13 protein-coding genes and 1 riboswitch are annotated in these 13,890 nt (G+C 34.7%); of the genes, 1 reads left to right on the plus strand and 12 read right to left on the minus strand.

Annotated features, from left to right (window positions below):
• Position 1: 1 nt before the first annotated feature.
• The 7 genes from R3L15_RS10700 to R3L15_RS10730 form a co-directional block, all read right to left on the minus strand.
• Positions 2 to 328 carry a nucleotide pyrophosphohydrolase gene (locus R3L15_RS10700; protein ID WP_338731636.1) on the minus strand — a complete coding sequence of 109 codons (327 nt, stop codon included), beginning with the start codon at positions 326 to 328 and terminating at the stop codon, positions 2 to 4.
• The gene (gene dtd / locus R3L15_RS10705; protein ID WP_338731638.1) at positions 329 to 781 is read right to left on the minus strand and encodes a D-aminoacyl-tRNA deacylase; all 453 of its coding nucleotides are present in this window, start codon (positions 779 to 781) and stop codon (positions 329 to 331) included. It abuts the gene before it with no gap.
• The gene (rsgA, locus tag R3L15_RS10710) at positions 782 to 1,726 is read right to left on the minus strand and encodes a ribosome small subunit-dependent GTPase A (RefSeq protein ID WP_338731639.1); all 945 of its coding nucleotides are present in this window, start codon (positions 1,724 to 1,726) and stop codon (positions 782 to 784) included.
• Between the two features lie 64 nt (positions 1,727 to 1,790).
• Positions 1,791 to 2,873 (minus strand): bifunctional 3-deoxy-7-phosphoheptulonate synthase/chorismate mutase type II, encoded by a 1,083-nt coding sequence (locus R3L15_RS10715; RefSeq protein ID WP_338731640.1) that lies wholly within the window; start codon positions 2,871 to 2,873, stop codon positions 1,791 to 1,793.
• Between the two features lie 11 nt (positions 2,874 to 2,884).
• Positions 2,885 to 3,742, minus strand: coding sequence for a prephenate dehydrogenase (locus tag R3L15_RS10720; RefSeq protein WP_338731641.1), 858 nt, complete (start codon positions 3,740 to 3,742; stop codon positions 2,885 to 2,887).
• A gap of 2 nt (positions 3,743 to 3,744) precedes the next feature.
• Positions 3,745 to 4,890 (minus strand): aminotransferase class I/II-fold pyridoxal phosphate-dependent enzyme, encoded by a 1,146-nt coding sequence (locus R3L15_RS10725; RefSeq protein WP_338731642.1) that lies wholly within the window; start codon positions 4,888 to 4,890, stop codon positions 3,745 to 3,747.
• Positions 4,887 to 5,714: a prephenate dehydratase gene (locus R3L15_RS10730; protein WP_338731643.1), complete on the minus strand. Its 828-nt coding sequence runs from the start codon at positions 5,712 to 5,714 to the stop codon at positions 4,887 to 4,889. Before R3L15_RS10730 ends, R3L15_RS10725 begins: the two co-directional genes overlap by 4 nt.
• 281 nt (positions 5,715 to 5,995) lie before the next feature.
• Here R3L15_RS10730 and gldA point away from each other — a divergent pair, with 281 nt between their 5' ends.
• On the plus strand, positions 5,996 to 6,892 hold the full coding sequence (gene gldA, locus R3L15_RS10735; protein WP_338731645.1) for a gliding motility-associated ABC transporter ATP-binding subunit GldA: 897 nt from the start codon (positions 5,996 to 5,998) through the stop codon (positions 6,890 to 6,892).
• A gap of 4 nt (positions 6,893 to 6,896) precedes the next feature.
• Here gldA and R3L15_RS10740 read toward each other — a convergent pair whose 3' ends face one another.
• The 5 genes from R3L15_RS10740 to R3L15_RS10760 form a co-directional block, all read right to left on the minus strand.
• A complete protein-coding gene (locus R3L15_RS10740; protein WP_338731646.1) occupies positions 6,897 to 7,643 on the minus strand; it encodes a head GIN domain-containing protein in 747 nt (248 codons plus the stop codon).
• A gap of 1 nt (position 7,644) precedes the next feature.
• A complete protein-coding gene (locus tag R3L15_RS10745; protein WP_338731647.1) occupies positions 7,645 to 8,736 on the minus strand; it encodes an acyloxyacyl hydrolase in 1,092 nt (363 codons plus the stop codon).
• Between the two features lie 34 nt (positions 8,737 to 8,770).
• Positions 8,771 to 9,724, minus strand: a complete 954-nt coding sequence (gene metF / locus R3L15_RS10750) for a methylenetetrahydrofolate reductase [NAD(P)H] (protein WP_338731648.1) — start codon at positions 9,722 to 9,724, stop codon at positions 8,771 to 8,773.
• 207 nt (positions 9,725 to 9,931) lie between these two features.
• A complete protein-coding gene (gene metH / locus R3L15_RS10755; protein ID WP_338731649.1) occupies positions 9,932 to 12,664 on the minus strand; it encodes a methionine synthase in 2,733 nt (910 codons plus the stop codon).
• Positions 12,665 to 12,673: 9 nt separating this feature from the next.
• A complete protein-coding gene (locus R3L15_RS10760) occupies positions 12,674 to 13,684 on the minus strand; it encodes a homocysteine S-methyltransferase family protein (RefSeq protein WP_338731650.1) in 1,011 nt (336 codons plus the stop codon).
• Positions 13,685 to 13,732: 48 nt separating this feature from the next.
• Positions 13,733 to 13,836: riboswitch (SAM riboswitch) on the minus strand.
• Between the last annotated feature and the right edge of the window lie 54 nt (positions 13,837 to 13,890).

Consider the following 13,890-nt stretch of genomic DNA (forward strand, 5'->3'; position numbering starts at 1 on the left):
GTTATTTTAGCTTTTCGTTATTATGATGCCTATCGTGATCTCTTTTAGTTTTTTTGTCCATTTTTTTACTAAAAGCCTCTTGTAAATCGATCCCTGTTTGATTAGCTAAACACAATACCACAAAAACAACATCGGCTAATTCCTCGCCTAAATCTTTGTCTTTATCGCTTTCCTTCTCGCTTTGCTCGCCATAACGACGGGCTATTATTCTAGCAACTTCACCTACTTCCTCGGTAAGTTGTGCCATATTGGTGAGTTCGTTAAAATAACGAACGCCATGTTCCTTAATCCAATTATCTACTGCTTTTTGTGCGTTTTGTATGTTCATTTACTCTTTATTCTTAGTGTCTATAATTATGGTTACAGGCCCATCGTTTAGCAAGTCTACTTTCATATCTGCTCCAAATTCACCTGTTTGAACAGGTTTTCCTAAATCTGTTTCAAATTGCTTTACAAAAGCTTCATACATAGGTATAGCAACATCTGGTTTTGCCGCTTTTATATAACTTGGTCTGTTACCTTTTTTTGTACTAGCATGTAATGTAAACTGGCTTACAATAATAGCATCGCCATTAACATCTATTAAGGAACGATTCATAACACCTTTTTCATCGTTAAAAATCCGAAGGTTGTTTATTTTTCTTGACAACCATTCTATGTCTTGATTGGTATCGGAGTCTTCAACTCCTAACAACACCAAAACACCTTGTTGTATATTGGCTGTAGTATTGTTGTTTATTGTAACACTTGCTTTTGAAACACGTTGTATAACAGCTTTCATTTAATCCCAGTTATCGGTTCTATAATGTTCGTCTTCACCTTCTAGCATTTGCAAATAACTACGGTATCTTGAGTAAGCTATCTCATCATCATCTAGAGCTTGTTTTACAGCACATTTAGGCTCATCGACATGAATACAATTATTAAATTTGCAGTCTTGTTTTAACTTAAAAAACTCTGGAAAATAATCGCCCACTTCTTCTTTATCCATATCTACAATACCAAAACCTTTAATTCCTGGAGTGTCTATTAATTTAGCGCCAAAACTTAGATCAAACATTTCTGCAAACGTAGTTGTGTGTTGCCCTTGCTGATGTTGCTCTGAAATAACTTTTGTTTTCAACTCCAATCCGGGTTCTATGGCATTTGCTAGCGTAGATTTACCAACTCCTGAATGTCCTGCAAACATGCTTACTTTACCAGTCATTAAATGTTTTACTTTATCAATATTCTTACCTGTTTCTGCTGAAATCCCGATACACTCGTACCCTATTTTACGATAAGTGTGCGCTAAATACCTTACTTCATCTAGTGTTTCTTTATCATAAAGGTCTATCTTATTAAATAATAAAATAGTTGTAATACCATACGCTTCTGCAGTAACCAAAAAACGGTCTATAAAACTGGTAAAAGTTGGCGGATTATCGATGGTTACTAATAAAAAAACCTGATCGATATTGGCTGCAATAACATGCGTTTGTTTTGATAGGTTTACCGATTTTCTAACAATATAATTTCTTCTATCATGAATATTATTTATGATGCCAGTAGTTTCATCGTTTTTGGTTTCTAGTTCAAAATCTACCATATCGCCAACCGCAATAGGGTTAGTACTTTTTATGCCTTTTATACGAAACCTTCCTTTTATACGGCATTGGTAATTTTTTCCTAATTCGGTTTTTACGGTATACCAACTTCCTGTAGATTTATAAACTGTCCCTGTCATGCTTTTGGATCAATATGTTGCAAAATAAAGAATATTATTGATTGCTCCTAAAAGCATTTCATCCTTATCCATTTATTATCTTTTCTTGATGATTTATAGATTCCTGATGAATAGCTTTAAAGACTCTTAAAATAAATTCTTCACTTAACTTTTTCTCTTCGCCTTGTAAAATCATTTTTCCTAGAATTTCATTCCACCGCTTTGATTGTAATACAGCTACATTATGCTGTTTTTTTAAGTTACCAATATCATCAGCTATTTTCATGCGCTTTCCTAGCATGTCTATTAATTGATGATCAATAACATCTATTTGTGTTCTTAGGGTATTGATTTTATTTTTAAACTCGGCAGCTTCGCCTGTTTCCTTTCTAATTTTTAAATCCTCAGTATATGTTTTTAGTGTTTCCGGGGTGATTTGCTGTGCAGCATCACTCCAAGCTTTATCGGGATTATGATGTGTTTCCACCATAAAGCCATCATAATTAAGGTCTAGGGCTGTTTGGCATAAATCGAAAATAATATCGCGACGTCCTGCTATGTGAGATGGATCTAAAATTAATGGTAAATCGGGAAAACGATTTTGTAAATCGACGGCTATTTGCCATTCGGGATTATTACGGTATCTGGTTTTTTCATAGGTTGAAAACCCTCTATGAATAACCCCTAAGTTTTTTACATCGGCCGTATAAAAACGCTCTACAGCACCTAGCCATAACGCTAAATCTGGATTAACAGGATTTTTAATTAACACCGGTTTGTTCGTTCCTTTTAAGGCATCTGCAATTTCTTGAACAATAAAAGGACTTACTGTTGTTCTTGCGCCTATCCAAAGAATATCAACATCGTGTTTTAAGGCTAGCTCTACATGGTTGGCATTAGCTACTTCGGTTGTTGTAAGTAAGCCTGTTTCTTCTTTAGCTTTTTGCAGCCATTTTAAACCTAATGCACCAACACCTTCAAAGTTTCCAGGTCGTGTTCTTGGTTTCCAAATCCCAGCTCTAAAAACGGTAGTATCTGTTTCTTTTAACTGATGAGCTATTTTTAAGACTTGTTCTTCGGTTTCTGCACTGCATGGCCCAGCAATAACTAGCGGATGTTCTAAACCAAAGTTATCTAACCAAGTTCTTAGTTCTTTTTTGTTTTCCATAATTTCCTTTTTTATTCAATTCCGTTTAAAATGTCTTTTATATGATTAATGTCATTCATTTCTTTATAAACGTCTTCAAAAGCATTGGTTTTTAAACATGCTTTAAAACGTTCTAAGTTATTAATGTATTCGTCTAATGTTTCAATAATATTAGTTTTATTCTGCTTGAAAATGGGTGTCCACATGTCTGGTGAACTCTTTGCTAGACGCACTGTTGAAGCAAAACCACTTCCCGCCATATCAAAAATATCACGTTCGTTTTTTTCTTTCTCCATGACTGTTTTCCCTAACATAAATGAGCTTATATGCGATAAATGTGAGACATACGCAATATGCTTATCGTGAGATTCTGGATTCATATATCGAATACGCATCCCCATAATATTAAAAATAGTTAAGGCTATTTCTTGTAATTTAAACGCTGTTTTTTCAACCTCACAAATAATATTTGTCTTTCCTTTAAACAACCCTTGAATAGCTGCACTTGGTCCAGAAAACTCTGTTCCTGCAATAGGATGCGTAGCCATAAAATTTCTACGTTTAGGATGATTTGCAACTGCATTACAGATGTCTAATTTGGTAGAACCAGATTCCATAACCAAGGTATCATCTGAAACGAGGTCTAATATTTTCGGCAATATATTTACCGATGCATCTACAGGAATGGAAACAATAACAATGTTGGCATTTACAACATCATCTAAAGTTGCTTTTCCGTCTATAATTCCTAAATCTAAGGCCTGATTTAAATGAGCTTCATTTTTATCAATTCCTAGAAGTGTAATTTCTGGATTAAGATGTTTAATATCTTTTGCGATACTTCCGCCTATTAATCCAACTCCTACTATGTATACATTTTTTATATTCATACTTATCTTACTCTTGCTAGGGTTTCTTCTAATTCTTCTGTTGAGGCGCAAAGTGAAAACCTTACATAACCTTCGCCATTTGCACCAAAAACGGTTCCTGGCGCTATAAAAACGGCCTTTTCTTTTAATAATAAATCCACAAATTCTTCTGATTTTACTAATGGTGGCAACTTGGCCCACACAAACATACCTACACTATTTTCGTTGTAAGTACAATTTAAAGCATTGGCAATTTGCCACACATAATTCCGGCGCTTTCTATAAACACTATTAAGGCTTTTATACCACATATTGGAACAGTTTAAAGCTTCTATAGCACCTTTTTGAATACCATAAAACATACCCGAATCCATGTTACTTTTTACTTTAAGTATATGTTGTATAAATTCTGACTTTCCTAAAACCATTCCTACACGCCAACCTGCCAAATTAAATGTTTTACTTAAGGAATTTAATTCTAAGCAACAGTCTTTGGCTCCTTCAAACTCTAAAATACTTTTAGGATTATCATTAAGTATAAAACTATAAGGATTGTCGTTTATTAGTAAAATATTATGACGCTTAGCAAAATTGATTAAAGCTTGATAAAACACATCATCTGCTTGTGTTCCTGTTGGCATATGTGGGTAATTAACCCACATTATTTTCACCTTACTTAAGTTGGTTTTTTCTAACGCTTTTAAATCTGGTAACCAGTGTGTATTTTCGGTTAAATTATAAGAAACAGGTGTGGCTCCTACTAGTTTAGTTACTGACGAATAGGTAGGATAGCCTGGATTAGGCACTAAAACCTCATCTCCTGGATTTAAAAATGCCATAGAAATATGCATGATGCCCTCCTTGCTTCCCATTAAGGGCAAAATTTCGGTTTGCGGACTTAACCATACATTAAATTGATTTTTGTAAAACAGCGCTATAGCATCTCGCAATTCTGGTAAGCCTTGATAACTTTGATATTGGTGAGCAACAGCATGGTTTAAGCTTTCTGTTAATGCATTTAGCACACGTTCTGATGGATTTAAGTCCGGGCTTCCTATGCCTAAATTTATAATAGGTTTTCCTTGAGATTTTAAAAAGTTTACTTCTTTTAATTTCTTAGAGAAATAGTATTCTTCTACGGTATGTAATCTATCGGCTACTGTAATCATTGTCTTGCATTTTTGTATTCGCCTAGAATTTTAAAATCTTGTGCCATAAGTTTAAGTATGGCTTTTGCTTTGTTGTAATTGCTGTAATCATCAAAAGTGACATCCACGAAAAAAGCATATTTCCAAGGCGTTTCTATTTTAGGTAACGATTGTATTTTGGTTAAATTTAACTTGCAGTCGCTCATCATGTTCAATACGGCTGCTAAACTACCTCGCTTATGTTCTAATTCAAATTTTAATGAGGCTTTGTTAATCTCGTTTTTAGCAACTTCTGAGTTATGGCGTTTTACAATAACAAATCGTGTTTCGTTATGAGCTATGGTTTGTATGCTTTTTGCTAAAATATCTAACCCAAAAATACGGGCTGCTAAATCGCTTGCTATGGCAGAAATTCCTTTTAATTGCTTCTCATGAATTTGCTTTGCCACATCGGCTGTATCATTGGCTTCAATAAGTTTTATATGTGGATAATTTTTAAAAAACGCTTTACATTGTAGTAAAGCCATTGGGTGAGAATGCACTTCTTTTATATCAGCAATACGCTGTCCTGGCAATGCCAATAAATGATGCTGAATATCTAAATAATGCTCTCCTACAATGTGTAACTTATTAACATCAATTAAGGCATAATTAGGTATTATTGATCCCGCAATAGAATTTTCTAACGCCATAATAACCGTATCTGTTTGTCCTTTTAAAAGGCTTTCTACAGCAACATCAAACGATAGACATTCTTTCACCTTAACCTCCTCTTGAAAAAAAGCTTGGGCAACAATATGATGGAATGACCCTTTTATACCTTGTATCGCAACTGAATTAATCATATATATTCAAAAAAAAATCTCGATTTAATAAATCGAGACCTTTTGTTAATATTATCTTATTTGACATGTTTACATATCAGGCCTCGTTCCCTTTGCTAAAAAAGAAATAAAACCAGTTATAATATGTAAATGCAATATTTGTTTTCATTTTGTTAAAGCTAAAGTAACCAAATAATTGAAAAAACAAAATCTTTTTTTAGAAGGATTTGCAATATAACGTTTTCGCTATGCGTTGAGATAGACAATATTGTTTATTTTTGACAAAATTTCAACTTATTTTTATGTCTATAGAAGTTTCTAACATCACTAAAATTTACAATCAACAAAAAGCATTAAATAATATTTCTTTTAAAGTTGATAAAGGTGAAATTGTTGGTTTTTTAGGCCCCAATGGTGCTGGAAAATCAACCATGATGAAGATTTTAACAACTTATATTGAAGCCTCTAAAGGCATTGCTAAAGTAAGTGATTACAATGTATCTAATTCCTCCAAAGAAGTACAAAAACGCGTTGGATATTTACCAGAACATAACCCGTTGTATTTAGATATGTATGTAAAAGAATATCTAAACTTTAATGCCAATGTTTACAACATCCCTAAATCTAGAATAGACGATGTGATTGAGCTAACAGGCCTTACTCCTGAAGCTCATAAAACCATTAATCAGCTTTCCAAAGGGTATCGACAGCGTGTTGGTTTAGCGAATGCTTTATTGCATGATCCAGAAGTATTAATTTTAGATGAACCTACCACTGGTTTAGATCCTAACCAGTTAATCGATATAAGAAACCTGATTAAATCTATTGGTAAAAAAAAGACAGTGTTTTTATCAACACACATTATGCAGGAAGTTGAAGCCATGTGCGATCGTGTTATTATTATAAATAAAGGCGAAATTGTTGCCGATAAAAAATTAAAAGATCTTCGCGATAACCAAACACAAACCGTGATTGTTGAATTTGACTATCGTGTAGAAGAGGCTTTTTTACTTAAACTCCCTAAGGTTTCTAAAGTGGAAAACACACACGACTTTGTTTATGAAATTACATTTTCAACTACAGAAGATATGCGCTCGCATGTATTTGATTTTGCTCACGATAACCAACTAAAAATCCTCCAACTGAATCAAAAAAATGCAAGTTTAGAAAGCTTATTTAGAGACTTAACTAATTCATAAGAAATTACCAAAAAATCAACTCTCCAGTATACAAACGTTCTACAGTAACAACTGGTGGCTGATTTACTGAAATTACATTTCCTGTACCACGTAAAACACCTGTTAATTCTTGTTGTGGATTAACAATCATATCATTGCTTCCACGATGGTTAACCTCTACATGTTCCGCAATTAAATTTGCCCCTTCAAATCTTCCTGTTCCTGCAAAAAAACCAACAGATAAATTGTTTGTAGTTCCAGATAAATAAAACGATGATATATTATTTGAGGTTACTCTTACTCGGTTACAATCTAATTGCAATCTAAAATCGCCTACGGTAAACTCCGAGCCTCCGTTATAATCTTCTGAAAGGAGCGTTAGGTTATTATAACTTAACACACCATCAGATAATACTTCAAATTGAGACGAGGTTCGTATTTCTGAAATATCTGACGAGGTTACATGCACTTTAGTTGGTGCATAATCTCGTGCATAATTACACGTATTATTATCGGTAATAATTAATTTTGAGTTTTCAACTTTTATCTCAACATCATTTATAAGATTTTTACCAGATTCCACCACAACTTTTGTTGCTATATCATCTTTTAAAATAAGCTGCACGTTTCTATTAACTAAAATTCTATTAAATGTTGCAACTGTAATCTCTTCTTGGACTGTTTCTCCCGACGTTTGAAAACAATCGTTTGCATCTTCACTATCGCAAGAAAACAAACCTATTAAAATGATTATATATAGTAGTTTTTTCATATTACAATCGTATTCCAACACCAAATTCTACAGCTTCGGCTTTTGCGCCGTGAGACTTTAATGTTAATGCGCCAAAAAGTTTTTTTCCAAAGTAACGTTTTAAACCAATTCTTAAATACGTTCTCCCTTCAAAATCGTAAGGATAATACACGTAATACCCTAGCTGCGTTACTACCGACATTTTATTAATAAACAATTCGTGACCAGCAAAAACACCTACGCGTTTCCAGTCTTCATCGCCACTAACATTTTCTTCTGGATAAGCTACGGATTGGTAGTAAATTAATTCTTTTAAAAACTCCGAAAAAAACACATCTGCCCCAAGTTGCACAGCACTAACATGGCCTAAGCGCTTATCGGCATACGCTGAAACAACAAAAAACGGATATTGGCCACTACCAACAAAATCGCTTTCATTTATTCCGCCTCTTAAAACCACATTAAGCTTAATGGGCTCGGTAAATTTTTCTTTTTTAATATTGTAGACATATTCAGGTTCTTCATCTTCCAAGTTATAAGTAAGCCCCACGTTTAATGTTAGTGAGTTTACACTTGTGTTTGGCGCTTTCACATTAGCATTTGAATAATGTATTAGACTTAACCCTGCTTGCAAACCAAACTTATCAAAAAGGCGTTCTTTTTTATAATTAAGCATAAGATAGGTACTACTTAATAAACGAGAACCGAAAGCTATATTTTTATGGTTCTCAACTTTATCGTAAGGATTGGTCGCATAAGCTAATCCTTGACCAACACGCAACATAACATGCCGTTTTAGAAAGTAGAAATTATAATGTGCATATAAAGAATAGTTATTTCCTAATACATCATTTTTTAAGTTTTGGTAAGCAAATGACACCCCATAATCTGGATAATTATAACGTTGTTGCCAATCTTGATTCCCAAAAGTTTTTTTGTTCCAACTTAAGATAAATCCTTCTGGATGCCCTTTAATTAAATGGAGTATATCGTTATTATGAAGTGCTATATTACCTTTGAAGTAATTGACATCAAAGGTTGACGTGGTTAGTTTGTCTTGTGCAAATGCATAACAAGCATAAAACACAAAAATGCAGGTTAATAGGCGCTTCATAGTTTTGTTTAGTGAAGCAAAAATAACAGAATTATTAAAATAACGCTTCGGCTATGGCTTTAATATTATCGCTTTTTCCCATTGAGTAATAATGTAATACAGGAACGCCTGCATCTTGTAATTCTTTTGATTGCTGAACACACCATTCTACACCAACTTGACGTACGGCTTTATTGTCCTTACAGTTTTCAACAGCACTAATCAACTCTTCTGGTAAATCAATTTTAAATACTTGAGGTAAAAGTTGTAAATGCTTTTTAATAGCTATGGGTTTTATTCCGGGTATAATTGGCACATTAATCCCAGCCTGTTTGGCTGCTTCAACAAATTCAAAATATTTCTTATTATCGAAAAACATTTGTGTAACCACGTAATCAGCTCCGCAGTCAACTTTATGTTTCAAGCGTTTTAAATCGGTTTGTAAGGATGGAGCCTCAAGGTGCTTTTCAGGATACCCCGCAACACCAATACAAAAATCGGCTTTATCATCGGCTTCAATAACATCGTGAAGATATTTTCCTTTATTTAAATTTTGAATCTGTTCAACTAACTCATTCGCGTATAAATGTCCACCTTTAGAAGGCTCAAAATACTTTTGATGACTCATCGCATCGCCACGTAAGGCCATCACATTTTCTATACCTAAATAATGGCAATCGACTAGTAAATACTCGGTTTCTTCTTTGCTAAAACCACCGCATAACACATGCGGAACCGTATCTACATTGTACTTATATTTTAAAGCAGCACAAATACCTACCGTACCAGGACGCATACGTGTAATTTTTCTATCTAGGAGACCATCTTTTTCTATATAAACATGCTGTTCTCTAGATGTCGTTACATCTATAAACGGCGGTTTAAACTCCATTAAAGGATCAATGTTATTATACAATTCTTGTATACTACTTCCTTTTTGTGGCGGAATAATTTCGAACGAAAATAAAGTCTTGCCTTTGGCGTTTTTAATATGCTCGGTTACCTTCATAATTTACTGATAGCCAAACCCTAAATTTAGGCAATAAGGTAGGCTACCAATAAAGAAACTGCTGTCATAAGTACAACTTGAACGGCAAAACGGATTTCTAATTTTAATTTCCCCATAACATTCTTTTTTTGATAGTACGATATTACGCTATAATTTGGATTTCAATTTTAATTTAATTGTAATTATTTATTAATTTTTTGTTGTTTTTTAATACTCTGCTAAATTTGGGTTCAACCATTTTGCTGCTTCTTCTTTGCTAATGTATCTTCGTTTGGTATAATCTTCTAATTGATCTTTGGTGATTTTCCCTAATCCAAAATATTTAGCTTCAGGATTTGCAAAATAATAACCGCTTACACTCGCTGCTGGCCACATCGCTAAACTATCGGTAAGTTTTACACCAATGGCTTCTTCTACTTTTAAAATGTTCCAAATAGTCTTTTTCTCTAAGTGATCTGGACAAGCTGGATAACCTGGTGCAGGACGAATTCCTTTATACGCTTCTTTAATTAACTCTTGATTGCTTAGATTTTCATTGGAAGCATAACCCCAAAAATCTGTACGTACTTTTTGGTGCAAATACTCTGCAAAGGCTTCGGCTAATCTATCGGCTAATGCTTTGATCATTATGGCATTGTAATCGTCGTGATTCGCTTCAAATTCTTTGGCTAATTGCTCGGTTCCAAAACCTGTTGTGACACAGAAACAGCCTATATAATCTTGAACTCCAGTATCCTTTGGTGCGATAAAATCGGCTAATGCAAAATTTGGAACGCCTTCGCGTTTTTTTAATTGCTGACGTAAGGTTAGAAATTTTGCAGTGTCAGATTGAGCGCAGTCGAAATCTTTTTTAGATACTGAATCAAGTTCAGCATGACAATCTTCGATTATCACCTCAATATCATCATCATTGATTGAATTTGCTGGAAACAACCCAAAAACCGCTTTAGCTTTCAGCAGCTTTTCATCAAATACTTTTTGAAGCAAGACTTTAGCGTCTTTAAACAATTCAGTAGCTTGTTTACCAACAATGTTATCGGTTAAAATATCTGGATATTTTCCGTGTAAATCCCAACTTCTAAAAAAAGGACTCCAATCGATATAATCTTCTAAAATCGTAATGTCAAAATCTTGAATATCTTGTATTCCTAATTGTTTTGGTTTTACAATTTCAGTTGTTTTCCAATCGATTTTAAACTTTCGTTCACGCGCTTCTTCAATAGGAATATATTCTTTCTTTTTACCTCGTTTTAAAAACTGTTCACGGAATTTCTCGTATTCCTCACGAATCTGTTCTTTGTATACATTGTTGTCTTTCTGCAATAAATTTCCAACAACGGTTACAGCTCTAGACGCATCGTTGACGTGTACAACAGTATTGGAATAATGTGGTGCAATCTTCACAGCAGAATGCGCTCTAGACGTTGTTGCGCCACCAATTAACAACGGAATATTAAACCCTTGTTTTTCCATTTCTTGCGAAACGTAAACCATCTCGTCTAACGATGGTGTAATTAAACCACTTAATCCAATGACATCGACGTTTTCTTTTTTAGCGGTTTCAATGATTTTTTCTGGTGGCACCATGACGCCTAAATCGACTATTTCGTAATTATTACAACCCAAAACAACGCTCACAATATTTTTACCAATATCGTGCACATCGCCCTTTACGGTTGCCATTAATATTTTACCGTTAGATTGTTGCGAGTCGTCCTTTCCTGCTTCAATGTAAGGCTGTAAATAAGCTACGGCTTTTTTCATGACTCGTGCCGATTTCACAACTTGCGGTAAGAACATTTTACCGCTACCAAATAAATCGCCAACTACATTCATTCCTGTCATTAAATGACCTTCGATAACTTCAATAGGTTTATTTACAACTTGTCGCGCTTCTTCAACATCTTCAACAATAAAGGCGTCAATACCTTTTACTAAAGCATGCGTAATTCGGTTTTGCAAAGGTTCGCTTCGCCATTCTTGTATTTTTGCTACATCGTCTTTTTTCTGCCCTTTTACGGTTTCGGCAAATCCTAATAAGCGTTCGGTTGCATCGTCTCGTTTATCAAAAAGCACATCTTCTACGTGTTCCAGTAAATCCTTCGGAATTTCGTCATACACTTCCAACATTGTTGGGTTAACGATTCCCATATTCATTCCATGTTGAATTGCGTGATATAAAAATGCGGCGTTAATGGCTTCACGAACGACATTGTTTCCTCTAAACGAAAATGACACGTTACTTACGCCACCAGAAACGCTGACATAAGGTAAGTTGTCTTTTATCCATTTTGTGGCATTAAAAAAGTCTAAAGCATTTAAACGATGCTCTTCCATTCCTGTGGCCACAGGAAAAATATTGGGATCGAAAATGATGTCTTCTGGCGGAAAATGGACTTGATTTACCAATATTTCATAAGAACGCTTACAAATATCTATTCTTCGCTCATAGGTATCGGCTTGACCATCTTCGTCAAACGCCATTACGATAACTGCTGCTCCGTAGCGTTTTATTAATTTAGCATGATGAATAAAGGTCGCTTCGCCTTCTTTTAAACTAATTGAATTTACTACTGATTTTCCCTGAACGACTTGCAAACCAGCTTCAATAATGTCCCATTTAGAGCTATCTATCATAATTGGCAAACGTGCAATATCAGGCTCTGATGCGATAAGATTCAAGAAGGTTACCATCGCCTGTTTTCCGTCAAGCATACCTTCATCCATATTGACATCTATGATTTGCGCGCCTCCTTCAACTTGATCTCTGGCTACCTCTAAAGCTTCGGTATAATTCTCTTCTTTAATTAACCGCAGAAATTTACGCGAACCTGTAACGTTAGTGCGTTCACCTACGTTTATAAAATTACTTTCTGGTGTTATTATTAAGGGCTCTAGACCTGATAATTTTAGGTATTTCTTACAGTCACTTTTTTTCATTGACATAGATTAAGAGATTCCTGCCTGCGCAGGAATGACACGTGGTTTGTAATTAGCAGCAACTTCGGCAATCGCTTTTATGTGTTCTGGTGTTGTACCGCAACAACCACCAATGATGTTTATTAAATCATCTTTTAGGTAATTTTCTATAAGCTGTTGCATCTGTTTGGCAGTTTGGTCGTACTCGCCAAAAGCATTTGGTAATCCTGCGTTTGGATGTGCCGATGTGTAAAATTCGGTTTCGTGAGATAAGCGTTTTAAATACGGTTGTAATTGGTCTGCACCAAGTGCGCAATTAAAACCAACACTTAACAGCGGAATATGTGATATTGAAATTAAAAACGCTTCTACGGTTTGCCCAGATAAGGTTCTACCAGAAGCATCGGTAATAGTACCAGACACCATAACCGGAATATCAATATTACGTGCTTCCTTAACTTCTTGAATGGCGAATAATGCTGCTTTTGCATTTAGCGTATCGAAAATAGTTTCGACTAACAAAATATCGCTTCCGCCATCTATTAAGGCCTCTACTTGTTGTTTGTATGCTATGCGTAATTCTTCAAACGTTATTGCTCTAAACTCTGGTCTGTTAACATCTGGCGATAAACTTGCTGTGCGATTTGTTGGCCCAATACTTCCAGCCACAAAACGTGGTTTTTCAGGATTGGCTTTTGTAAATTCTTCAGCAACTTGTTTGGCAATTTTTGCCGATTCAAAATTTAATTCGTATACCAAATCTTCCATATGGTAATCTGCCATACCAATGGTTGTTCCAGAAAAGGTGTTGGTTTCTACAATATCTGCACCAGCTTCGAAATACTTTCGGTGTACTTCGGCAATAGCTTCTGGTTGTGTTAGCGATAATAAATCGTTATTTCCTTTTAAGGGATATTTAAAATCTTTGAATCGTGAACCACGAAAGTCGTTTTCAGTAAACTTATAACGCTGTAACATGGTTCCCATAGCGCCATCTAAAACTAAAATTCGGTCTTGTAATATTTTGAAAATGTCTGACATTTTATAATTTTTAAAATGTCATCATGAAAAGAGAGAAGAATAATTCTCGGGTTATCTGTCCCAAAAAACGGGTAGAATTTAGCACCTTCTTTAAAATTAAAGGGTTGCTAAGGCTTCGTCGGGTCTATTCCCTCTGCCTTTCGTGATAACATCATTAAGATTATGAACTGGGGCAAAATAACATAATAAATATGTTTTTACCAATT

Source organism: Mangrovimonas cancribranchiae, assembly GCF_037126245.1.
Lineage (GTDB): Bacteria > Bacteroidota > Bacteroidia > Flavobacteriales > Flavobacteriaceae > Mangrovimonas > Mangrovimonas cancribranchiae.

Bases quoted from the DNA above. Each gene is read 5' to 3' on its own strand.
- gldA (WP_338731645.1), top strand. From the start codon at position 5,996: ATGTCTATAGAAGTTTCTAACATCACTAAAATTTACAATCAACAAAAA.
- rsgA (WP_338731639.1), bottom strand. From the start codon at position 1,726: ATGACAGGGACAGTTTATAAATCTACAGGAAGTTGGTATACCGTAAAA.
- metH (WP_338731649.1), bottom strand. From the start codon at position 12,664: ATGAAAAAAAGTGACTGTAAGAAATACCTAAAATTATCAGGTCTAGAG.
- R3L15_RS10745 (WP_338731647.1), bottom strand. From the start codon at position 8,736: ATGAAGCGCCTATTAACCTGCATTTTTGTGTTTTATGCTTGTTATGCA.
- R3L15_RS10700 (WP_338731636.1), bottom strand. From the start codon at position 328: ATGAACATACAAAACGCACAAAAAGCAGTAGATAATTGGATTAAGGAA.
- dtd (WP_338731638.1), bottom strand. From the start codon at position 781: ATGAAAGCTGTTATACAACGTGTTTCAAAAGCAAGTGTTACAATAAAC.
- R3L15_RS10725 (WP_338731642.1), bottom strand. From the start codon at position 4,890: ATGATTACAGTAGCCGATAGATTACATACCGTAGAAGAATACTATTTC.
- R3L15_RS10760 (WP_338731650.1), bottom strand. From the start codon at position 13,684: ATGTCAGACATTTTCAAAATATTACAAGACCGAATTTTAGTTTTAGAT.
- R3L15_RS10715 (WP_338731640.1), bottom strand. From the start codon at position 2,873: ATGGAAAACAAAAAAGAACTAAGAACTTGGTTAGATAACTTTGGTTTA.
- R3L15_RS10720 (WP_338731641.1), bottom strand. From the start codon at position 3,742: ATGAATATAAAAAATGTATACATAGTAGGAGTTGGATTAATAGGCGGA.
- metF (WP_338731648.1), bottom strand. From the start codon at position 9,724: ATGAAGGTAACCGAGCATATTAAAAACGCCAAAGGCAAGACTTTATTT.
- R3L15_RS10730 (WP_338731643.1), bottom strand. From the start codon at position 5,714: ATGATTAATTCAGTTGCGATACAAGGTATAAAAGGGTCATTCCATCAT.
- R3L15_RS10740 (WP_338731646.1), bottom strand. From the start codon at position 7,643: ATGAAAAAACTACTATATATAATCATTTTAATAGGTTTGTTTTCTTGC.